This is a genomic window from Arthrobacter sp. 05N33_2 (assembly GCF_056397425.1).
On the sequence record NZ_JBFTNJ010000019.1, the window covers coordinates 1 to 21064 of the forward strand.

Sequence of the window (21064 nt, forward strand, 5' to 3'; positions counted from 1 at the left end):
GTGGCAGATCTTGTGGCARATCTTGCCCAGCAGTCGTGGGGCGAAGTGCTCCGGCAGGCCAGTATCGACAGGTCCGCCGGCTAGGCGGATTCCTGCTGGTCGGCCACTGTCCGCAAATGTTCCAGGAGCGCCTTTTCCGGCTGGCCCGGGTTGTTGTCGACGTGCCACTGGAGTTTCTCCCGCACGTCAGCTTCTTCCGGGCTGGTGCCAGCCAGAACCTCATCAATGATCGAGGCCGCCTGCCGGCGCAGCGGCTCCAGATCCGGGTTCGCTCCGCGGAGCGGGCGGGGCCGGAAGCCGTGGAGCCTCGTGTGGCCGAGGCGACGGAAAGGCAGAACTGTGGGGTCTGAATCTGTGGGGCTGGAATCTGTTGGCGCAGCAGCCGTTTCGGGCTGGTCGTTGGACATCAGCAAGTGCGGCATCGTGCGCTCTCCCGTGTTTGCAGTACGCGTTGGTACTGACCGAATAATGCCTATCGCCCCCGGAGTCGAATATTAGCTGAGGTCGTTCAGCCTGCACCGGAGGTGGGCCGCGCGACACGCGGGGCGTTGCTGCTCAGCGAAGATCCTCAGGAGGGCTCGTCCCGGGCCGGGCTGTGCAGGAAGGGACTGTGGAGGGGAGGGCCCTGGAGGAAGGCATCGAGGCGGAGCTCCAACGCCGATCGGTCCTTCAGTTCGCACTCCCACACGGTGAGGACTTCCCAGCCATCGAGTTCGAGCTGAAGCCGCTGGGCGGCGTCGCGGTTCCGGGTGCGCGTGCGCTTGGTTTCCCAGAACTCGGCGTTTGCCTGGGGTGCGTGCTGGCCCACCCGGCAGTCGTGGAAATGCCAGAAGCAGCCGTTGACGAAGATGACTTTGCGGCGGCCGGCGAAGACGAGATCGGGGTTGCCCGGAAGTTTGCCGCCGCCCGCGGTGCCGTGCAGGCGGTAGCGGTATCCCTTCGCGTGCAGCAGCCTGCGGACCAGCATTTCCGGCTTGGTGTTCTTGCCCCGGATCCTGGACATGTTCCAGCTGCGCCGCTCCGGAGTCAGCTTGTCCGCCATTGTATAAGTCTAGGCGGGTGCCAAGTCTTGGCGCCGGGCAACAGCCGTCGGGCAGCAGCCTCGGGGCGCGGGTCTGAAGCGAACCGGGGGCGTCGGACCGGGGAACGGCGGGCCGGGGAACGGCGGGCCGGGGAACGGCGGGCCGGCAGCCGCCGTCGGGCGTTAGATTTCGCGCTCCGGGTGTTCGCCGAACTGGAAGTGGCGTCCGCTGAGCGACGTCGGCGTAATTTCGACGTAGAAGTCCTTCAACGTTGGAACCCACGGTTTCAGCCCGAGGGCCTCGGCGTCGGCGATATCCGCCGATTGGTCGAGCACGCGCGCAGTGCCGCGCAGGACTACTGACCATGCTTCGTCGGACAGGATTCCGTCGGTTTCGAAGAGTACCTTCGAGTTGATGGTGAGCTCGGCCAGTTTGTTTCCCGGGGCGGTGCGGAGGAACAGTTTCCGGCCGCTGGCCGCGTAGTTCACCGGGAAAATGTCGGGTTCTCCGGCCACGGTGACCACGAGCCTGCCGTGCTTTGTGCCCTCAATCAATGTCCAGGCTTGGTCGTCGTCAAGTGTGAGGATCGGATTGCCGTCTTCGTGTTCGAACATCATGGGTTCATTGTTCTGAATCAGGCCGTCGCTGGCTAGGGGCTAAAGGACCGGCAAGGACCGCCGGGGTGTTCTTCCGGTCCGACGGGTGGGCACATGCTGCCTGTGGATAATTTTGACCGACAAAATGTGATCTCGGTTACCCTTAACCCACAAATTGGCTTCAATCGTCTTGATTTTCTATCGGGGGAGTAGCTGACCATGACATCTCGCACTTCGCTTTCCGGTCCCTGGCGAGCCTGTGCGGTCGCTTGGGTGTCGATCTCCCTGATGTCGGCCACAGCGTGCAGCGGGGGTGGAACGCCGCCTCCCGGATCTCCACCTGCTGCTTCGCAGAGTCCCTCAGAGCCGGCCACCCCGAGCGCAACTCCGACACCTACTGCCAGCTACAAGCCCGCCGACGCGACCGGCAAGGCGCAGAACGTGCCAGTACCCGAGTTGCCGGAAGCTGCGAAGGCGGAGACGAAGGAAGGCGCTGTTGCCTTTGCAAAACATTGGTACACGCTGCTGAATTACGCTTATCAGACTGGGGAATTCCGGCTGATGGATGAGGTGACAGACTCATCCTGCAGGTTATGTGCGAAGGTGCGCTCGGGAATTGTGGAGTGGAACTCGGAAGGACGATGGATCGCGGGAGGGCTACTCCAAGCGAAGGGGGCCTATACCAACTTCGTCAAGACATCCCAGGGTACCTACCAGGTGACCACACAGTTGGAGCAGTCGGCAGGAGCCCTCTATCGAGCTGACTCAAGCGTCGAGAAATCCGTGCCTGCCTCCCAAGTGCTCGCAGATATCATGATTCTCCGCTTCTCTGACGGTCGTTGGATGGCGATGGATGTTGACCGGATCGGTGCATGAATCGCCTCGCGCGTTCAGGACGAAACCGGTGGGGTATCGGGATTATGCTCGCCGCTGTCATGTCTTTTTCGATGGCCGTTAGCCCTTCGGCCAACGCCGAAGCATCCGACGTTTTCTGGAACGAGACGGGCGTGGGCGTGTGGAGGTATGACTCGACGTTCGGGGTTTGGGTGGATGCGCCCGGGACTGCTCCGGAGAGCCCATTCCAATACAGGTTCGAGTATCTGTGCCTGATAGATAACAACAACTTTGATCTTCCGTGTCTAGCGGCGACGGCAGAGTGTAACGCTGGCGAAAACGRCCGCCCCGTTAGATGGTGGTGGAAGTTGGTTGTTGCGGGACCAAATGATTGGAGCCGCATCTCGCCTGACCGGTGTGTCTATCTCGAGAAACCCGTAGACGTGCTGGGCCAGATTGCCGCCCAGATTCAGACCAAATTTCAGCAACTACCAATCAATGCCGGCCGCAGCGTCATGCAGCCGAGCCCACACACTCTCAGGGGTGCCGAGACAAATTTCTATGCCGARGCCATCGAGCAAACATTTGGCGTCGATATGCTGGGCCAAAGTGTCGCTATTGTGGCTAAGCCGGTCCAGTACTCCTGGAGCTATGGCGACGGCACCTCGCTCGGCCCGCAAGCGGTGGCCGGCGGACCGCTTCCACAGGATCGCTGGGGCGAGAAGACCCTGACGAGTCACGTGTACACCCAGACCGGCGACTTCCCGGTGGTTTTGACGACGCATTTCCAGGGAACCTACTCCGTCAATGGCGGACCGCCGCTGCCCATCCCCGGCCAAGGGCAATTCAGCTCGCCGCCACAGACCGTCAGTGTCTGGCGGACTATCACCAGGAACTACGCAGACACGTGTCTGCAGAATCCCCGAGGCCAAGGCTGCCCGGGGGTCGCCCCGCCGCCGCCCTAGTCCGTGGCTAGGCTCGCAATTCCCGGTCCACCCGTTCCATCCGGGCATTCACGAGCTGGCAACGCGGGTCGTCCGGCCCCATAAGAGCAGCCATGGCAGCCGCAGTCCCCGTATCGAAGGACCCCATGTCGCTCGTGCACCACTGCAGCATCAGCCGGGCATCACCGCTTGACCGGATGGAAGCTCCCACGGCCGTGTTGAGCTCGTCGCGCATGAACCCGATCGCCAGATTGACCGAACGGGTGAGCAGTTTTGAAGGGTACGCCGCGAACGCCTCGGCAACCCGACCGTCCCGCAGATGACCGGCCACAACGGAAACGTCGGTCACGACGTTGAGGGTTGAAGAGAATCGGTAGGGGTTCGCTTCCAGGACATCGCCCAGAATGGCGCGGATCCGGTGCATCTCGGTCCGGATCGCCGCGCCGGTGCCCGCATCGCCATGGATCTCGTACGCCAATTCTTCGGCACTCCAGCCCTGATCACGCGAGGCCAGCAGGGCCAGGATCTCGGCGCGGCGCACAGTCAGCGGACGGCTGATGCCGCCGTCGACCGCCGCGGATGGCGCGTCCCCCAGGAGCCGCAGCACGAGCTGGGGTCGGGCGCCGCCGTCGCGCACTGCCCGCTCGCCACCCGGGGACCGCTGCCCCGAGCGGCCGACGCCGCCGTCGGGAAACGGGGCCGACTTCAGCAGTTCCTCTGCGAGCCGCACTCCGCAACGCACCAGCCGCAGGCTGTCCGGCGTGACCGATTCGAACGGGCCAGAGACGTCCAGGACGCCGACGATGTCGCCGGTCAAAGGGTCGCGAATGGGGGATGCGGTGCAAGCCCAGTCGTGGTGGGTCCGCACGAGGTGCTCGGCCGAGAAAAGTTGCGCCGGCGCACCCGTCACCAAGGCCTCGCTGATGGCGTTCGTGCCCACCCCTGATTCGGACCAGTCGGCGCCCTCCACGAACTCCAGCGAGTCCGCGAGCCGCAAGGCCTGCTTGCTGCCGACGCGCCACAGCACTTCGCCCTCGTGGTCGGTGACGATCAGCAGATGGCGTCCGGTCACGGTCTCATCGGCTAGAAGCTGTGACAGCGCCGGCATCACCGCAGCCAACCGATGGCCGGCGCTGAGGGATCGCGCCTCGGAGACTTCATGCCGGTGCAGGGGCCGGTGCTGGTCCGGATTGATGCCCAGAGCCAGGGAGCGCTGCCAGGACTTGATAAGCGACGGCGAGAGGTGCGGATCCGGAGTGCCAGAAATCGTGGTCTCGTGCGCCGCCCGGAGAATTCGGGCGTACTCCGCCGGTGCAGAAAACCTGAGGTCCGAGGGATGCGTGTTGGGGCCGTTGCCCTGCCGCATGCTCATTCCCTCAACTCGCCCTCGAATCGTCGCACCCGACTGGGTCCCTGCCGCCGTCGGCCAACCTGCGCGCCCGCCGACAGCTTGAGAGCTCCGTGTAACCCGATTGTAACCCCCTACGACTTTTACTTGTGATGCGGGTCACTGCGTGGTCTATGCGCCACGCAACGGGAGCGGCCCCCTGTCAGCAATGGAAAGAGGAAACATGCCTGAGACACCAAACGGCGTCGTCGGGGCGTGGCTGGCGCAGTTCGATGAGGCACTGCGCAGCCACAACACGGACGCCGCACTGGAACTTTTTGACGACGACTCGTACTGGCGCGATTTCGTCTCCTTCACCTGGAACCTCAAGACGCTGGAGGGCAAAGAGGACATCCGGCGCATGCTCGAGGCGACCCTGGGCGACGTGCAGCCCAGCAACTGGACCCTCGCCGAGGACGCCACCGGGGACGCCGCCAATGCCGAGGCCTGGGTGAACTTCGAGACCGCCCAGGCCCGGGGCTACGCCCATCTGCGCCTCCGGAACGGCAAATGCTGGACCCTGCTCACCACCATGCAGGAGCTGAAGGGCTTTGAGGAAAAGAAGGGCCCCAACCGGGACAAGGGGGTCGCCCACGAGATCACCAAAGGACGCAAATCCTGGCTGGAACTGAAGGAGGAGCAGGAGGCGAGGCTCGGCTACGAAGACCAGCCCTACACCGTCATCATCGGCGGCGGCCAGGGCGGGATCGGGCTGGGCGCGCGGCTGCGGAGGCTCGGAGTGCCCACCATCATCATCGAAAAGAATGAGCGCGCGGGTGACTCCTGGCGGAACCGCTACAAGTCCCTCCACCTGCACGATCCGGTCTGGTACGACCACCTGCCCTACATGAAGTTCCCCGACGACTGGCCGGTTTTCGCGGCCAAGGACAAGATCGGCGACTGGCTGGAAAACTACACACGGATCATGGAACTGAACTACTGGTCCAAGACCGAGTGCACCAATGCCCGCTTCGACGAAACGTCCCAGCAGTGGGTGGTGGAGGTGATGCGCGACGGCGAACCGGTCACCCTGCGCCCGAAGCAGCTCGTCTTCGCCCTGGGTGTATCGGGGTACCCGAGTGTCCCCACGTTCGACGGCGCGGAGTCCTTCCTGGGGGAGCAGTACCACTCGTCCAAGCACCCGGGCGGTGGCGACTGGACCGGCAAGAAAGCCGTGGTCATCGGGTCCAACAATTCGGCCCACGATATCTGCGCCGACCTTTGGGAACACGGCGCGGACGTCACCATGGTCCAGCGGTCCTCGACGCATATTGCCCGCAGTGAATCCCTCATGGACCTGGCTCTCGGCGGGCTGTACTCCGAAGAGGCACTGGCCAACGGCGTCACCACGGAGAAAGCCGACCTGCTGTTTGCCTCCTTGCCGTACCGGATTCTGCCCGAAGCCCAGATCCCGGTTTATGCGGAGATGGCCCGCCGGGACGCGGAGTTCTACTCCCAGCTCGAGGCTGCCGGCTTTGACCTGGACTTCGGCGTTGACGGCTCCGGCTTGTTCCTGAAGTACCTGAGGCGCGGCTCCGGCTACTACATCGACGTCGGCGCCTCGCAGCTGATCATCGACGGCCGGGTCAAGCTGGCCAATGGCCAGGTCAGCAAGATCACCGGCAACTCCGTCGTGATGGCCAACGGAACGGAGCTGGATGCCGACGTCATTATTTACGCCACCGGGTATGGGTCGATGAACGGCTGGCTGACGGATCTGGTCTCGCCCGACGTGGCAGACGCCGTCGGCAAGTGCTGGGGGTTCGGATCGGATACGCCCAAGGATCCGGGGCCGTGGGAGGGGGAACTGCGCAACATGTGGAAGCCCACCAACGTGGAGAACCTGTGGATCCACGGCGGCAATCTGCACCAGAGCCGGCACTATTCGAACCATCTTGCCCTGCAGCTCAAGGCCAGGATGGAAGGACTGCCGACGCCGGTCTTCGAGCTGCAGCCCACGCATCACGCGCGCTAACCGCACGCGCCGACTCACGGGGTCGTGACAATCTCAGGCACGGCCACCAGACTGGGGCTACGGCCCCGCTGTGAAAATCCAACTTTTATTCCGTGGATGCGCCTGACCGGGCGCATCCACGGTCCTGGACTGCGAAGGTGAAACACCATGAAAGCAGCACGATTCCACGCCCGCGAGGATCTCCGGATCGAAGACATTCAAGAGCCGGAGCTGCGACCGGGAACGGTGAAGATCGCCGTGGCCTGGTGCGGTATCTGCGGCACGGACCTCCATGAATTCCTGGAAGGACCCATTTTCACCCCGCCGCCCGGCCACCCCCACGGGCTCACCCACGAGGYCGCCCCGGTCACCCTCGGCCACGAGTTCTCCGGCACCGTCGAGGAACTGGGGGAAGGCGTCAGCGGTCTGGCCGTTGGAGACAACGTCGTCGTGGAGCCGTACTACGTCTGCAATGAATGCGGTCCCTGCCTCAGCGGCCACTACAACCTGTGCACCAAGTTGGGCTTCATCGGCCTGGCGGGCGGCGGTGGCGGCTTGAGCGAGAAGATCGTCGTCGACACCCGGTGGGTGCACCCTGTCGGCGACATCCCCCTGGACGAGGCCGCACTGATCGAACCCCTTGCGGTGGCGTATCACGCCGTCGGCCGGAGCGGCGTCAAAGCCGGGGACGTCGCCGTCGTCGGGGGTGCCGGACCCATCGGCCTGCTGACCGCCGCGGTCCTCAAAGGCATCGGCGTCACCACGATCGTTACCGAGCTGTCGGCCGCCCGCAAAGACAAGGCGACTTCGTCCGGGGTCGCGGATCACGTGCTCGATCCGAGTGCCGAGGACGTCAAGGCGCGCGTGCTGGAACTGACCAACGGTACGGGGGCCGATGCGGCGTTTGAATGTGCCGGTGTGAATGCGGTGCTGGACACCATGCTCGACGTCGTGAGGCCCGCCGGCGTCGTCGTCAACGTCTCGATCTGGGGGCACCCGGCCACGGTCGACATGCAGAAAGTGGTGCTGAAGGAAATTGACCTGCGCGGCACCATCGCCTACTGCGGCGACCACGAAGCCGCGATCAAGCTCGTCCAGGAAGGAAAAGTGGACCTGAAACCCTTCATCACGGGGCGGATCGCCTTGGACGACTTGGTGGACAAGGGGTTTGACACGCTGATCAACCACAACGACACCGCGGTGAAGATCATCGTCCACCCGTAGTGATCCGAGTCTCACGCGGGAATAGTTGCAGACGCCTCGCAGTTGCCGCCAATGAACCAACCCCTTGCGAAAGGAACTGCGCATGCTGTTTTCCCCGATGACCCTCGGCGAGCTGGAACTACCCAACCGGCTCGTCATGGCGCCGCTTACCCGCGTCCGCTCCGGCAAAGAAGGAATCCCCGGCCCGTTGGTGGTCGAACACTACCGTCAGCGCGCCTCACTCGGCCTGATCGTCAGTGAAGGCACATACCCCAGCCACACAGGCCGCGGCTTCCCGGGCCAGCCCGGCCTCGTGACCGACGAGCAGCTCGCGGGCTGGGCCAACGTCACAGCCGCCGTGCACGCCGAGGGCGGCCGCATTTTCGCCCAGGTCATGCACGCCGGCCGCGTCACTCACCAGGACACTACCGGTGGCTACGAAGTAGTCGCACCCAGCGCCATTGCCATCGACGGCGAGACCCGCACGTACGAGGGCAAGCAGGCGTTCCCCGTCCCGCGCGCCCTGACCACAGAGGAACTGCCGGGCATTGTCGACGAATTCGTGACGGCATCCCGCAAGGCGGTTGAGGCAGGATTCGACGGCGTCGAACTTCACTCGGCCAACGGTTACCTGCTGCACGAGTTCCTCACTCCGGCCGCCAACCAGCGCGACGACGTCTACGGCGGCTCTCCGGAGAACCGGGCTCGTTTCGTGATTGAAGTTACCCAGGCAGTGGTGGACGCCGTCGGCGCGGACCGTGTTGGCATCCGCATCTCGCCGGAGCACAATGTCCAGGGTGCCCTCGAACTCGATGCGGCTGACGTCCGGGCCACCTACGCCCACCTCGTGGACGCGCTGGCTCCGCTGAACCTGGCCTACCTGAGCATCCTGCACAAGGATCCCACCGGCGAACTGGTCCAGGACCTGCGCTCACGGTTCAACGGCGCCTTCCTCGTCAACACCGGATTTGGCGTCATCACCACCCGTGATGAGGCCATCTCGCTGGTTGCCGACGGGCACGCGGACGCCGTCGTCGTCGGACGCCCGGCCATCGCGAACCCGGACCTCGCCCGCCGCTGGCGCGAAGGCCTGCCGGTCAACGAGCCCGACGCGTCCACGTTCTACGCCGACGGCGCCGAGGGCTACACCGACTACCCGGCCTACCAGAACTAGGACCAACTGCGGTGCGGTGACTCCCGCGGCGCCGCACGCGCCGCGCAGGGCACGCTCGGTTGGACATGCTCAGCCGCAGCCACGATCAGTGGACAGAATGCCATTCTGCCCACTGATCGCATTTAACAATGAGCATGTCCCTCGCAGGGCAGGTCCGAGACTGAATGCGCGAGTCACAGGGCCGCACCCGCTGCCGGACATGTGCCGCGATGATCTGCAAGAGAGAGCATGTTCCTCGCGGCGCATCATGGCCATGGGACATGCCCAGCGGCCGCCACGACCAGTGGGCAGAATGCCATTCTGCCCACTGGTCGCATCTAACAATGAGCATGTCCCTCGCAGGGCAGGTCCGAGACTGAACATGCTCCGCGGTGACATGTGTGGCTGGGCATGTCCCGTCCTGCACATCGGGGCCGCCGGGACATGTTCCCTCTACGAATTGGCCACTGGACATGTCCCGTGGCTGGCGCCGGGATTGGGCATGTCCCCCGTGGGCCCATGGTGCGGAGCGAGGGGCATGTCCAGCGGTGGGGGCGGCAAATGGGCATGTCCCGGAGGGGGCCTCGCCGTGCCTAGTCCTATAGGATCTGAAGATGCAATTAGCTTCCACCGGCAGCCATTCTGAGGGGCGCCCCGCCGGCCGCGCAGTCAGCCGGCAGGTCCTGGCGGACCACGTTTATGAAGAACTGCTGGCGTCGCTGATGGATGGCCGGCTGGAACCCGGAACCGCGGTCAGCATCGACGGGACCGCCCGGGAACTCGACGTTTCGCCCACCCCCGTGCGGGAGGCGCTCGCCAGGCTGGAACACACCGGGATGGTGCGCCGCGTGGCCCTTAAGGGCTACCGGGTTGCTCCGGTGTTCACCCGGGAAGACTTCGCCGAGCTCATGGAAGCCCGGCTCGCGATCGAGCCCGTGAACGCCCGCCTGGCGTGTGCAAGGCTGACGCCCGGCCACCTGGCCGAACTGGAACAAGCAGTCGACGATCTCAAGGACGCACCGCGCGGGCCCTCCTTTGCCGAATTCCGCGGCTACCTCGAGGCCGACGAGCGGTTCCACCGGCTGATCGCGGAGCAGACGGGCAACCAGTTCATGGTGGCCGCCTACGCCGCCCTCGGCGGACAGATTCAGCGCTTCCGCCTGTTCGGGGGAGTGGGGATCACCGACGCCGACCACGCGATCGCCGAACATCAGGCCGTCCTGGATGCCTTGGCGACGGGCGATCCGGAGAAGGCCGCAGCCGCCATGGCCGAGCACGTGCAAAAGGTGCGCGGCCGCGCCATCGCGGACGCCCCCGCGGAATAAGGCTCACTTCCCAGGCTGACGCACGCGGGCCCAACACCGCGTAACAGCGCGCCACGCCCGGCTTCTGCGCCCTCTTTTTGTGACCCTCTTCACAGCTGATCGAAGACCCTATAGGATCTTCGATTGTGACGGCTACGGTGCCGGCATGGGGAGTCACAAGGGAGTGAAGAGTGCAAACAGAAACTTTGGCCGCAGGGCCCAAGGAGTCCGCAACACGCCGCACCATCAAGAATCTGCGGTGGTGGATTCTCGGCTGGGCGCTGGCCGCCGGCATCATCAACTACATGGACCGCAGTGCGATCTCCATCGCCGCGCCGCAACTGATCAAAGACTTCGGCATGACCCGGACGGACATTGGCCTCCTGGGCACCGTGTTCTCCTGGACCTACGCTTTTGCCCAGCTGCCCGCTGGCTGGCTTGTGGACAAGCTGGGCGCCCGACGGATGTACTTCCTCGCAATCGCGGGCTGGAGCATCGCGACCGCGCTGATGGCCGTCGGCACCAAGATGTGGCAATTCGTCACCTTCCGCTTCCTGCTCGGCATCACCGAGGCCCCCAACGGGCCGGCGTCGGCAAAGCTCACCGCCGACTGGTTCCCCCGGGCCGAGCGCGGACAGGCCACCGCCATCTGGGACAGCGGTTCCAAATGGGGACCCGCCATCGCGCCGCCCGTCCTGACCGCCATCATGCTCGCGTTCGGCTGGCAGGCCATCTTCCTCTTCCTCGGCGTCGCAGGCATCGTGCTGGCATTGGCCTTCTTCCTTTACTACCGCGCTCCCGAAGAGCACAAGCGCATCAGCGCGAAGGAACTGGATTACATCGAAAGCCAGCGCACCACCCAGCTCCTGACTGCCAAGAAGGTTTCGTGGCTCGGACTCTTTAAGCACCGCCAGATCTGGGGCATGATGGCCGGATTCTTCTGCGTCATCTGGATCTGGAACATCTTCATCGTCTTCCTGCCGCTCTACCTGCAGGAAGAACGCGGTGCCAGCATCGCCACCTCCGGTTGGCTTGCGGCTGTCCCGTACCTCGGCGCAGCCATCCTCGGCATCACCGGCGGCTGGGTCATGACGCGCTACGCGAAGAAGGCCGGCCGCGATCCGTTGCTGGCCAAGCGCCACGTGATGTCCATTGCAGCGATTGCCGCCGGCATCTTGATCTGCCTCATCCCGTTCGTAGATTCCCTCCCGCTCGCCATCGCTGTCATGACCGTGGCACTGGGCTTCGTCGCCACCATGCAGGCGGCCGCGTGGGCCATGCCCGGCGACATCGTGGACAACTCACAGGTTGCCTCCGTCGGTGCCATCCAGAACTTCGGCGGCTACTTCGGCGGCGCCTTTGCCCCTCTGCTGACCGGTGTGATCGCCGATGCCACCGGCTCCTACGCGCCGTCGTTCGTGATCGGCGGCGTCATCGCCGCCCTGGCCGCAGTGGCATACACCGTGCTGGTCCGCGAACCCATCAAGGACAAGGCCGCAGCAACGCAGACAGAAAGCCGAACCGACGCATGAGCACAGCAACAAATGCATTGACGACGACGGCGGTCGCCCCCACGGCGGCCGCCCCGGCGGCGGGAACCACCACTGCGGCGGGAACCACCACTGCGGGCACCGCCCGCTCGCCGTTCACCGTGGCCGTCACGGCCGACGCCGCGCGGCCGGACGGAAGCTCCATTCACGGGGATCTGGGGCTGCAGCGGCTCAGCGAGCATGGCATCAGCTGGAGCGTCCTGCCCAGTTACACAGACCCGGTTCCGCTGGCCGACCTCGCCGGGGTCCAGGCCGTGCTGTCCCTGGGGCACATTGCCTTCGACTCACTCACCGTGGACCACGCCCCGGACCTGAGGCTGATTGCCCGGTTCGGGGCCGGCTACGAAACCATCGACTTGGACGCCTGCACCCGCGCCGGCATCGTTGTCACCAACACCCCGGATGCCATCCGGCGGCCGTTGGCGGTGGCGGGACTGACGCTGCTCCTGGCGCTCTCGCACAAGCTCCTGGCTAAGGACAGGCTGACCCGGACCTCTGACTGGGCGCAGCGCGAGCATTACCGCGGCGCGCCGCTGGTGGGCCAGACGGTCGGCATCGTGGGCTTCGGCAGCGTGGGCGCTGAGCTCGCCCGCCTCCTGGCCCCGCTCGGGGTGAAAGTCGTGGGCAACAACCGCAGCGGCCGCCACGCGGAGGCCGCCGGACTCGGCGTCGAACTGCTGGGCCTGAATGAGCTCCTGGAGCGCTCGGATTACGTTGTGCTCTGCGCCGCGCTGACACCGGCGACCGAAAAACTGATCGGCGCGGCCGCGTTGGCGCGGATGAAGCCAAGCGCCTACCTGATCAATATCGGCCGCGGAAAGCTCGTGGACACGGATGCCCTCCGGGACGCCCTGCGGGAGGCCCGGATCGCCGGCGCCGGCCTGGACGTCTTTGAGCCGGAACCCCTGCTTCCCGACGACGAGCTCCTGACCTTGGACAACGTGGTGCTTTCCCCGCATTCCCTGTGCTGGACCGAGGACTTCACGCGGGACGTCGCTGCCAGCGCCATTGGGTCAATCCTGGCGGTCGCGGCAGGGGAGCGCCCTGCCAACGTCCTGAATCCGGAGGTCTTCGCGACCGCGGCCTTCGCCGCGAAGCGCCCGTAACCCGGGGGTGTGACCTTGACAACATCCCTATAGATAGTAAATCCTATAGGAAACAGGATTCCACGAAGGAGTGAACCCATGGCCTATACAGCCGAAAACTGGCCCATCACCGCAGCGCTCCTGCAGTTCCCGGGAACCGACGCGCAGGGCAACCACATCAACGACGCCGACGCCTCCGCCTGGGCCGAGGTCCTCAGCGAGGTCAAGGACGCCGGCTTTGCCAATGCCGACCTCACGGACAGCTGGGTCCGCCCCGGCGACCTGAGCTCTCCGCGGCTTGCCGAGTTCAAGCAGACCGCGGATAACGTCGGCATCGGCATCCCCGTCATCTCGGCCATCCGCCGCAGCGTGATCGAGGAAGGCAACTGGGAAGCGAACCTGGCGTACAGCCACCGCACCATCGACGCCGCCGCCGAGCTGGGCTGCGAGGTCGTCTCGTTCGGACTGCACCAGGCCATCACCGCCGAGCAGCAGAAGCAGCTCTGGTTCTGGACCGTCGAAGGGTACAAGGACCCGGTAGGGGACAAGGAAACGTGGGGTAAGGCTGTCAGCCGCCTGCGCGAACTCGGCCAGCACGCGGCCGAGGTCGGCGTCCTGCTCTCGCTCGAAATGTACGAGGACACGTACCTCGGCACCGCGGATTCCTCCGTTCAGCTGGTCCAGGACATCGGCCTGGCCAACGTCGGCATCAACCCGGACATCGGCAACCTCATCCGGCTGCACCGCCCGATCGAGGACTGGCGCGAGATGGTCGCCAAGACCCTCCCGTACTCCAACTACTGGCACATGAAGAACTACATCCGCGACGAGGACGTCGCCCGGGACACCTACGTGGCGATGCCGGCCCCGATGGAAAGCGGCCTCATCAACTACCGCGAGGCGTTCAAGACCGCGCTCTCCGTCGGCTTCCAGGGCATCCTGTGCACCGAGCACTACGGCGGCGACGGCCTCAGCGTCACGGCCAGCAACCAGGACTACCTCCGCCGCCAGGTCCTGCCGAAGACCGACGGCTACGCCCTCGGCACGAGCCAAGTGGCCCAGGGCCGGCAGCTGCCGGCGGCCACGGTACTCGCCAGCGCCTGAACGGGCGCCGACACCGGCGCGTGGTGCGGCCGTCAAGCCACTTGGGGGCGGCCGCACCACCCCACCTCTCTACCCACAGCATCAGTTCTCCAACACGGATTCAATGAGGAACCATGACCCAGATCTTCGACAATCCCGCTGATTTCGCGGATGAGGCACTGGACGGCTTCGTTGCGGCCAACCGCGGCTACGTGGCCCGAGTCGACGGCGGCGTCGTCCGCTCCACCGAAGTCGCCTCCGGGCAGGTGGCCCTGGTGGTCGGCGGCGGCTCCGGGCACTACCCGGCCTTCGCCGGCCTCGTCGGGCCCGGACTGGCCACCGCCTCGGCCTGCGGCAACATGTTCGCCTCGCCCGCGGCCGGCCAGGTCTACCGCGTGGCCAAGACGGCCAACGCCGGCGGCGGCGTGCTGCTGAGCTACGGCAACTACGCCGGCGACGTCCTGCACTTCGGCCAGGCCCAGCTGCGCCTCAACGCCGAAGGCATCGAAACCCGCACTGTCCTGGTCACCGACGACATCGCCAGCGCCCCGCTGGAGCAGATCGAGAAGCGCCGCGGCATCGCCGGGGACCTGACGGTCTTCAAGATCGCCGGCGCCGCCGCAGAGGCGGGACTGAGCCTGGACGACGTCGAACGGCTGGCCATCCGGACCAACTACCGCACCCGGTCCCTCGGCGTGGCCTTCGACGGCTGCACGCTGCCCGGCGCGGAGGCCCCGCTGTTCTCTGTCCCCGCGGGGCACATGTCCCTGGGCCTGGGCATCCACGGCGAACCGGGCATCTCCGACCACCCCATGCCCACCGCCTCCGAACTGGCCGAACTCCTGGTCAGCCGGCTCCTGGCCGACAAACCGGACGACGCCGGCACCCGCGTGGTCGCAATCGTCAACGGCCTTGGCACGGTCAAGTACGACGAACTCTTCCTGCTGTTCGGCAAGATCGAGAAGCTCCTCACCGCCGCCGGGCTCACCGTCGTCGAACCCGAATGYGGCGAGCTCGTCACGAGCCTGGACATGTCCGRCCTGTCCCTGACCCTGCTGTGGCTGGACGAGGAACTCGAGCAGTACTGGGCCGCCCCGGCCGACACCCCGGCGTTCCGCAAGGGAAACCTGGCACCCCGTGCCCGCCGCGAACTCGCCGGTCCGGACGCCGAAGAGACCGCCGACGTCGAACGGCCCACCGCCGCGGCGGCAGCCCTCGGCCGGATGGCCGCCGACTTCCTCGGCCAGGCGCGGGACGTGGTGGTCGAGCATGAGGAAGAACTGGGCCGCCTGGACGCCGTCGCCGGCGACGGCGACCACGGGATCGGCATGCGCCGCGGCGTGGACGCGGCAGTCACCGCGGCCGAACAGGCTGCCGCGAACGACGGCGGCGCCTCGCCGTCGCGGGTCCTGACCGCTGCGGGGGAGGCCTGGAGCGAACGCGCCGGCGGCACCTCGGGTGCGCTCTGGGGCTCGGCGATCATCGCCGCCGGACAGGCCCTGGGCAACCAGGACAGCTACAGCGGCGAGGACGCGGCCGCCGCGGTCACGGCCTTCGTGGATGCCATCACCGCGCTCGGCAAGGCCGAGCCGGGGGACAAGACCATGGTGGACGCCCTCTTGCCGTTCCAGGACGCGTTCCTCACCGCGTTCGACGCCGGCACACCAGTGGCCGGTTCCCTCGCCGCGGCGGCGGCCGCCGCCACAGCCGCCGCAGAGCGGACCGCCGGGCTGCGTCCGCTCAAAGGCCGGGCCCGCCCGCTCGCCGAGAAGAGCCTCGGTCACCCCGACCCCGGAGCGGTGTCCTTCGCCCTCATCGCGACCCGGATATCCACCCACACCGACACCGCAGACACAGGATCCCGGCCCGGCACCCCCGAGCCGGTGGAACAAGGAGCACAAGCATGAGCACAGCAACAGGCTGGCGCGTGGTCATCGGCAACGATGAGGCCGGCGTCGAATACAAGAACGCGCTGAAGGCGCTCCTCGAAGCCGACCCCCGCGTGGCGTCCGTGCAGGACGTGGGAGTCGGCGCCAATGACTCCACCGCCTATCCGCACGTCGCCGTCGACGCGGCCCGCAAGATCGCCGACGGCGACGCCGACCGGGCGCTGCTGATCTGCGGCACCGGCCTGGGCGTGGCGATCGCGGCCAACAAGGTCCCCGGCATCCGCGCCGTCACGGCCCACGACAGCTACTCGGTGGAGCGGTCCGTCCTGAGCAACAACGCCCAGGTGCTCACGCTGGGGCAGCGCGTCATCGGGCTGGAACTGGCCAAGAAGCTCGTGGGCGAATGGCTGAGCCACCGCTTCGACRAAAACTCCTCCTCCGCCGCGAAGGTGGACGCCATCTGCTCGTACGAACCCGAATACACGAAGGCAGTCTGAACATGACCGAATCAACAGCAACCGCAGCCGCCATCAACGCCGCCCGCAAGATCGCCGTCGTCGGCTCCGGCTACATGGGTGGCGGGATCGCACAGGTCCTGGCACTCGGTGGCGCCCGGGTGGCGCTCGCGGATGTGTCCGCGGAAGTGGCCCAGAAGAATTACGAGCGGCTCCTGGCCGAATCCGACGAATTCGTTGCCGCCGGGCTCTTCCCGGAAGGCGCCACCGCAATCCTGAAGGAAAACCTCTGGCCCGCCAAGGACATCGAGGAGGCCGTGGCGGACGCCGACTTCATCGAAGAGGCCGTCCCCGAAGTCATCGAGATCAAGCACCAGACCCTCGCCCGCATCAGCGCGGCCGCCCGCCCGGACGCCATCATCGGGTCCAACACGTCTACGATCTCCATCGCGGACCTGTCCGAGCCGGTCACCAACCCGGAACGCTTCCTGGGCGTGCACTTCTCCAACCCGTCCCCGTTCATCCCGGGCGTGGAAATCATCCCCCATGCCGGCACCTCGGCCGCGACGGTCGGCACCGTCCGCGACCTCGTGCACGCGGCCAACAAGCAGACCGCCGTCGTCAAGGACGTCACCGGCTTCGTGCTCAACCGGCTCCAGTACGCGCTGTTCCACGAGGCCGCCCAGCTGGTGGAACAGGAGATCGCGACCGCGGAGGACGTCGACACCCTGGTCCGCACCACCTTCGGCTTCCGGCTGCCGTTCTTCGGGCCCTTCGCGATCGCCGACATGGCAGGGCTGGACGTCTACAACTTCTGCTACAAGTCCCTCCAGACCGATTTCCCGGAACGGTTCGCCACCCCGAAGATCCTCACCGACCTGGTGGAGGCCGGAAAGCTGGGCACCAAGACCGGAGCTGGCTTCCTGAACGTCCCGGCGGTGCGCACGCCGGAACTGATCGCCTACCGGAACAAGGCGTACGTGGCCATGCAGAAGCTCATCGACGAGCTCGGCCCCGCCCCCATCAGCTGATTCCGCATCTTCCTCTTTCACTTCAGGAGCCTTCCCATGAGCACTTTCCCCACAGAACGCACCGCCATCATCACCGGCGCCGTGTCCGAGCGCGGCATCGGCCGCGCCACCGCCAGCTACCTGGCCGCACAGGGCTGGAACATCGGCATCATCGACCTCGATGACGCACTCTGCAAGGCGGCGGCCAAGGAACTGGCAGCCGAGCACGGCGTCAAGGCCTTCGGCGCCGGCGCCAACGTTTCCGACGAAGGCTCGGTCCGCGCGGCAATCGACGCCATCGAGGCGGAACTGCCGCAGATCGTTGCCCTCGCCAACGTGGCCGGCGTCAGCTCTCCGGTGCCCTACCTGGAACTCGACGCCGCCGAATGGGACCGGGTGCTGAACATCAACCTCAACGGCGTCCACTACGCCACCCGCCGCGTCGCGGAATCCATGGTGAAGAACAGGATCGGGCGCATCGTGAACATCTCCTCTGTCTCCGCGCAGCGTGGCGGCGGCACCTTCTCCAAGACGCCGTACTCCGTGGCGAAAGCCGGCGTGATCGGCCTGACCCGGGCCACGGCCCGTGAACTGGGCGAATACGACATCACGGTCAACGCCATCTCACCCGGGCCCATCGACACCGACATCATGGGCGGCACCCTCAGCGAGGAACGCAAGGACGAACTCACCAAAGACCTCGTGGTCAACCGGGTCGGTTCCACCCGGGACATCGCAGCAGCCATCGCCTTCCTCATCAGCGAGGACGCCGGTTACATCTCCGGCCAGACGCTGAATGTGGATGGCGGACTCTACATGCACTAAGGAAGAAGTCTCGTGGCACAACACAGCCAAACCCGCGCGTCCGGATTCGCAGCCTGGAGCAAGGGACGGAAGATCTACCTCGCCGTCGGGATCCTGGCCTGCGTGGCCGGCGTCCTGATGATGGTTTTTTCGCGCTAGTTTTCTCCGGCCGGAGCCGGCCTGGCTCGTTTTGGACTGGCCTCATCCGGCCACTTTCATGCAACTGATTCACCCCCTGAGTTACACCACTGATTGCTCGACGAGGAGTTTTTTGATGACCGTAACAACAACGTCCACCCGGGACCTACTGGAGACACCGGTCCTAAAATCGGCCATCTCCAAGGCCTCCCGCCGGCTCATGCCCATGCTGGTGATCCTGTATGTGGTCGCCTTCCTGGACCGCACCAACGTCGGCTTCTCCGAAGCTGCCCTGGGCGTGGACAAGGGCATTAGCGCCGGCGCCTTCGCCCTGGGCGCCGGGATCTTCTTCATCGGCTACGCCCTGTTCGAGATCCCGAGCAACTTGCTCCTGACCAAATTCGGCGCCAAGGTATGGCTGGCCCGCATCGCCATCACGTGGGGCATCGTCTCGGCCTGCTTCGCGTTCGTGCAGGGTGAGACGTCCTTCATCATCCTGCGGTTCCTGCTGGGTGTCACCGAGGCCGGGCTGTTCCCCGGCGTCATCATGTTCCTGGCCGCGTGGTTCCCCAACAAGGTCCGCGTCAAGATGTTCGCCATCTTCTACCTGGCCCAGCCGTTCTCCCAGATGCTGGGCGCCCCGCTCTCCGGCTGGCTGATCAACATCGGCGACCAGGTCCCCGGCGTCCAGGGCTGGCAGGTCATGTTCTTCGTCGAGGGAATGCTGGCGGTCGTCGCCGGCGTCGCCGCGTACTTCTTCCTGATCAACAGCCCGCAGGACGCCAAGTTCCTGGACAASGRCGARAAGAASGCCCTCCTGGAGGTCATGGCGCTCGAGGACAMCGTCAAGGAAGAGTCCGGGCCGCGCGGCGTCCTGGCGGCCATGAAGAACGGCAAGGTCTGGTACTTCACCGTCATCTACTTCTGCCTGCAGATCGCCGTCTACGGCGTCACGTTCTACCTGCCGCAGCAGGTCGCCCAGCTGACCGGCCAGAAGGTGGGCATCGCCGTCGGCCTGATGGCAGCCATCCCGTGGTTCTTCGGAATCTTCGCCTGCTACTTCATCGGCAAGGCCGCGAACACCGTGATCCGCCGCCGGGTCTGGGGCACCGGGCTGTTCATCTCCACCGGACTCTGCATCTTCGGCTCCGCGTGGGCCGGCGCAAACCACATTCCGGCGCTCGGCATCATCTTCATCACCCTCGCCGTGTGCTCGTTCCTCTCCATCGGCCCCATCGCGTGGTCCTACCCGACGGCGTTCCTCACCGGAACCGCCGCGGCCGCGGGGATCGGCCTGATCAACTCGCTCGGAAACCTCGGCGGCTTCGTCGCGCCGATCCTGCGCACCTCGGTCAACCAGATGACCGCCTCGGAGACCGGGACCATGGGCGTCTATGCCCTCGGCGTGCTCCCGTTCCTGGCAGCGGCCATGATGTTCGCGACCCGCCGCTTCAAGAACAAGGCCGACGAGCTGCTGGAGCAGTAAAGGCCCCCCGGCCTCACTTCCAGCGCGACGTCCAGCGCCCATCCACTGGATCCAGCAGAAAGCACCAACACATGCAGCAGCGCCCCGGCAGCCAGACCTCCAACACCCGCATCCTGGTGGGGGTCAGCACGAAGATGTACCTCGGCTACCGGGACAGCCTGGACTGGCTCGAGCGGCTGCAGCACGAAGTGGACACCCGCCCGGCCCTCGCGGCCGGGCGGGTTGTCCCGTTTGTCATCCCGTCCTTCCCCGTCCTGCCCGCGGCGGCCCGGCTCCTGGCGGGTTCGCCGCTGCTGCTCGGTGCGCAGAATTGCGGCTGGTCGGACGGGCCATGGACCGGGGAAGTAGCCCCGTCCATGCTCGCGGAACTCGGCGTCCGGCTCGTGGAGATCGGCCATGCCGAACGCCGGCAACACTTCGGCGAGGACGACGCCATGGTGGCCCTCAAGGTCCGGGCCGCGGACGACGCCGGGCTCACCCCGCTGCTGTGCGTGGGGGAGCGCGACGGCGGGCAGCCGGCGGCCGCGGCGGACTTTGTGTTTCGCCAGATCGAGTCGGCTGTCGACGGCGACTGGGACCTCGCCGGCCGCCTGGTGGTGGCCTACGAACCGGTCTGGGCCATCGGCGCGGCCGAGCCCGCCGCCGCCGCGTACGTGTCCGACGTCGTCAGCCGGCTCCGGGACCAGCTCACCGCCGCCGGCGTGCCGGGGCTGCCGGTCATTTACGGCGGATCGGCCAAACCGGGACTGCTGCCGACGCTTGAGGGTCTCTCGGGCCTGTTCCTGGGCCGGTTTGCACACGAGCCCGTGAATTTCGGCGCCGTGCTGGATGAGGCACTCCTGCTGGCCGAGGGCCTCACTGCACCGGACCCCGCCACCGCTGGACATGTCCAGCCTTGACCGCGTGCGATGGGCATGATGCCTAGATGTCCCTTGGTCGAGGGCAAGAATGAGCATGTCCCGTGGGGTGGATGGCGAGGAATGGACATGTTCCGTTGGGTGGGTGGCGAAGAGTGGACATGTCCGGCCTTGGCCGCGTGCGACGGGCATGATGCCTAGATGTCCTTGGTCGGGGGCAAGAATGGGCATGTCCCATGCTGTGGCCACCGAGGAATGGGCATGTTCCGTTGGGTGGGCAGCGAAGAGTGGACATGTCCGGCCTTGGCCG

20 protein-coding genes are annotated in these 21064 nt (G+C 66.0%); 16 read left to right on the forward strand and 4 right to left on the reverse strand.

What is annotated here, in order from left to right:
- Positions 1-80: 80 nt before the first annotated feature.
- The 3 genes from AC1DHX_RS10675 to AC1DHX_RS10685 all read right to left on the reverse strand — a co-directional run bounded on the left by AC1DHX_RS10675 (position 81) and on the right by AC1DHX_RS10685 (position 1639).
- Positions 81-407, reverse strand: coding sequence for a hypothetical protein (locus AC1DHX_RS10675; protein WP_476859700.1), 327 nt, complete (start codon positions 405-407; stop codon positions 81-83).
- 161 nt (positions 408-568) lie between these two features.
- Positions 569-1042 carry a very short patch repair endonuclease gene (locus tag AC1DHX_RS10680; RefSeq protein ID WP_079550431.1) on the reverse strand — a complete coding sequence of 158 codons (474 nt, stop codon included), beginning with the start codon at positions 1040-1042 and terminating at the stop codon, positions 569-571.
- 162 nt (positions 1043-1204) lie between these two features.
- Entirely contained in the window at positions 1205-1639 is a 435-nt protein-coding gene (locus AC1DHX_RS10685; protein ID WP_223915503.1) for a pyridoxamine 5'-phosphate oxidase family protein, read from the reverse strand.
- 267 nt (positions 1640-1906) lie between these two features.
- On the opposite strand from AC1DHX_RS10685, the gene AC1DHX_RS10690 reads away from it, so the two are divergent.
- A complete protein-coding gene (locus tag AC1DHX_RS10690) occupies positions 1907-2494 on the forward strand; it encodes a DUF6318 family protein (protein WP_476859805.1) in 588 nt (195 codons plus the stop codon).
- A gap of 59 nt (positions 2495-2553) precedes the next feature.
- Entirely contained in the window at positions 2554-3417 is an 864-nt protein-coding gene (locus AC1DHX_RS10695; RefSeq protein ID WP_476900022.1) for a hypothetical protein, read from the forward strand.
- Between the two features lie 7 nt (positions 3418-3424).
- Here AC1DHX_RS10695 and AC1DHX_RS10700 read toward each other — a convergent pair whose 3' ends face one another.
- Complete coding sequence (locus AC1DHX_RS10700; protein ID WP_476859702.1) at positions 3425-4762, reverse strand: helix-turn-helix domain-containing protein; 1338 nt, start codon at positions 4760-4762, stop codon at positions 3425-3427.
- Between the two features lie 205 nt (positions 4763-4967).
- On the opposite strand from AC1DHX_RS10700, the gene AC1DHX_RS10705 reads away from it, so the two are divergent.
- From AC1DHX_RS10705 to AC1DHX_RS10770, 14 genes are all read left to right on the forward strand, one after another.
- Positions 4968-6758 carry an NAD(P)-binding domain-containing protein gene (locus AC1DHX_RS10705; protein ID WP_476859703.1) on the forward strand — a complete coding sequence of 597 codons (1791 nt, stop codon included), beginning with the start codon at positions 4968-4970 and terminating at the stop codon, positions 6756-6758.
- A 147-nt stretch (positions 6759-6905) separates the two neighbouring features.
- On the forward strand, positions 6906-7961 hold the full coding sequence (locus AC1DHX_RS10710) for a 2,3-butanediol dehydrogenase (RefSeq protein WP_476900023.1): 1056 nt from the start codon (positions 6906-6908) through the stop codon (positions 7959-7961).
- An 82-nt stretch (positions 7962-8043) separates the two neighbouring features.
- Entirely contained in the window at positions 8044-9114 is a 1071-nt protein-coding gene (locus AC1DHX_RS10715; RefSeq protein ID WP_476859705.1) for an alkene reductase, read from the forward strand.
- 593 nt (positions 9115-9707) lie between these two features.
- Positions 9708-10418, forward strand: coding sequence for a GntR family transcriptional regulator (locus AC1DHX_RS10720; protein ID WP_476859706.1), 711 nt, complete (start codon positions 9708-9710; stop codon positions 10416-10418).
- Between the two features lie 170 nt (positions 10419-10588).
- Complete coding sequence (locus tag AC1DHX_RS10725) at positions 10589-11929, forward strand: MFS transporter (protein ID WP_476857129.1); 1341 nt, start codon at positions 10589-10591, stop codon at positions 11927-11929.
- Complete coding sequence (locus AC1DHX_RS10730) at positions 11926-13053, forward strand: 2-hydroxyacid dehydrogenase (protein WP_476859707.1); 1128 nt, start codon at positions 11926-11928, stop codon at positions 13051-13053. Before AC1DHX_RS10725 ends, AC1DHX_RS10730 begins: the two co-directional genes overlap by 4 nt.
- Before the next feature lie 78 nt (positions 13054-13131).
- On the forward strand, positions 13132-14136 hold the full coding sequence (locus AC1DHX_RS10735; RefSeq protein ID WP_476859708.1) for a sugar phosphate isomerase/epimerase family protein: 1005 nt from the start codon (positions 13132-13134) through the stop codon (positions 14134-14136).
- A gap of 113 nt (positions 14137-14249) precedes the next feature.
- Complete coding sequence (dhaL, locus tag AC1DHX_RS10740; RefSeq protein ID WP_476900024.1) at positions 14250-16022, forward strand: dihydroxyacetone kinase subunit DhaL; 1773 nt, start codon at positions 14250-14252, stop codon at positions 16020-16022.
- The gene (locus tag AC1DHX_RS10745; RefSeq protein WP_476900025.1) at positions 16019-16501 is read left to right on the forward strand and encodes a ribose-5-phosphate isomerase; all 483 of its coding nucleotides are present in this window, start codon (positions 16019-16021) and stop codon (positions 16499-16501) included. The genes dhaL and AC1DHX_RS10745 overlap by 4 nt, the downstream gene beginning before the upstream one ends.
- A 2-nt stretch (positions 16502-16503) precedes the next feature.
- Positions 16504-17490 (forward strand): 3-hydroxyacyl-CoA dehydrogenase family protein, encoded by a 987-nt coding sequence (locus tag AC1DHX_RS10750; protein WP_476859710.1) that lies wholly within the window; start codon positions 16504-16506, stop codon positions 17488-17490.
- A 36-nt stretch (positions 17491-17526) separates the two neighbouring features.
- Complete coding sequence (locus AC1DHX_RS10755) at positions 17527-18294, forward strand: SDR family NAD(P)-dependent oxidoreductase (RefSeq protein WP_026539080.1); 768 nt, start codon at positions 17527-17529, stop codon at positions 18292-18294.
- Positions 18295-18306: 12 nt separating this feature from the next.
- Positions 18307-18432, forward strand: a complete 126-nt coding sequence (locus tag AC1DHX_RS10760; RefSeq protein WP_290370395.1) for a hypothetical protein — start codon at positions 18307-18309, stop codon at positions 18430-18432.
- A 115-nt stretch (positions 18433-18547) separates the two neighbouring features.
- Positions 18548-19897 (forward strand): MFS transporter, encoded by a 1350-nt coding sequence (locus AC1DHX_RS10765; protein ID WP_476900026.1) that lies wholly within the window; start codon positions 18548-18550, stop codon positions 19895-19897.
- Positions 19898-19968: 71 nt separating this feature from the next.
- Positions 19969-20796 carry a triose-phosphate isomerase family protein gene (locus AC1DHX_RS10770; RefSeq protein ID WP_476859711.1) on the forward strand — a complete coding sequence of 276 codons (828 nt, stop codon included), beginning with the start codon at positions 19969-19971 and terminating at the stop codon, positions 20794-20796.
- The last annotated feature ends 268 nt before the right edge of the window (positions 20797-21064 follow it).

What these genes read in the sequence shown, in the direction of transcription:
- AC1DHX_RS10675 (WP_476859700.1), bottom strand. Translation starts at nt 407, where the DNA reads ATGTCCAACGACCAGCCCGAAACGGCTGCTGCGCCAACAGATTCCAGC.
- AC1DHX_RS10680 (WP_079550431.1), bottom strand. Translation starts at nt 1,042, where the DNA reads ATGGCGGACAAGCTGACTCCGGAGCGGCGCAGCTGGAACATGTCCAGG.
- AC1DHX_RS10685 (WP_223915503.1), bottom strand. Translation starts at nt 1,639, where the DNA reads ATGATGTTCGAACACGAAGACGGCAATCCGATCCTCACACTTGACGAC.
- AC1DHX_RS10690 (WP_476859805.1), top strand. Translation starts at nt 1,907, where the DNA reads ATGTCGGCCACAGCGTGCAGCGGGGGTGGAACGCCGCCTCCCGGATCT.
- AC1DHX_RS10700 (WP_476859702.1), bottom strand. Translation starts at nt 4,762, where the DNA reads ATGCGGCAGGGCAACGGCCCCAACACGCATCCCTCGGACCTCAGGTTT.
- AC1DHX_RS10705 (WP_476859703.1), top strand. Translation starts at nt 4,968, where the DNA reads ATGCCTGAGACACCAAACGGCGTCGTCGGGGCGTGGCTGGCGCAGTTC.
- AC1DHX_RS10715 (WP_476859705.1), top strand. Translation starts at nt 8,044, where the DNA reads ATGCTGTTTTCCCCGATGACCCTCGGCGAGCTGGAACTACCCAACCGG.
- AC1DHX_RS10720 (WP_476859706.1), top strand. Translation starts at nt 9,708, where the DNA reads ATGCAATTAGCTTCCACCGGCAGCCATTCTGAGGGGCGCCCCGCCGGC.
- AC1DHX_RS10730 (WP_476859707.1), top strand. Translation starts at nt 11,926, where the DNA reads ATGAGCACAGCAACAAATGCATTGACGACGACGGCGGTCGCCCCCACG.
- AC1DHX_RS10735 (WP_476859708.1), top strand. Translation starts at nt 13,132, where the DNA reads ATGGCCTATACAGCCGAAAACTGGCCCATCACCGCAGCGCTCCTGCAG.
- AC1DHX_RS10750 (WP_476859710.1), top strand. Translation starts at nt 16,504, where the DNA reads ATGACCGAATCAACAGCAACCGCAGCCGCCATCAACGCCGCCCGCAAG.
- AC1DHX_RS10755 (WP_026539080.1), top strand. Translation starts at nt 17,527, where the DNA reads ATGAGCACTTTCCCCACAGAACGCACCGCCATCATCACCGGCGCCGTG.
- AC1DHX_RS10770 (WP_476859711.1), top strand. Translation starts at nt 19,969, where the DNA reads ATGCAGCAGCGCCCCGGCAGCCAGACCTCCAACACCCGCATCCTGGTG.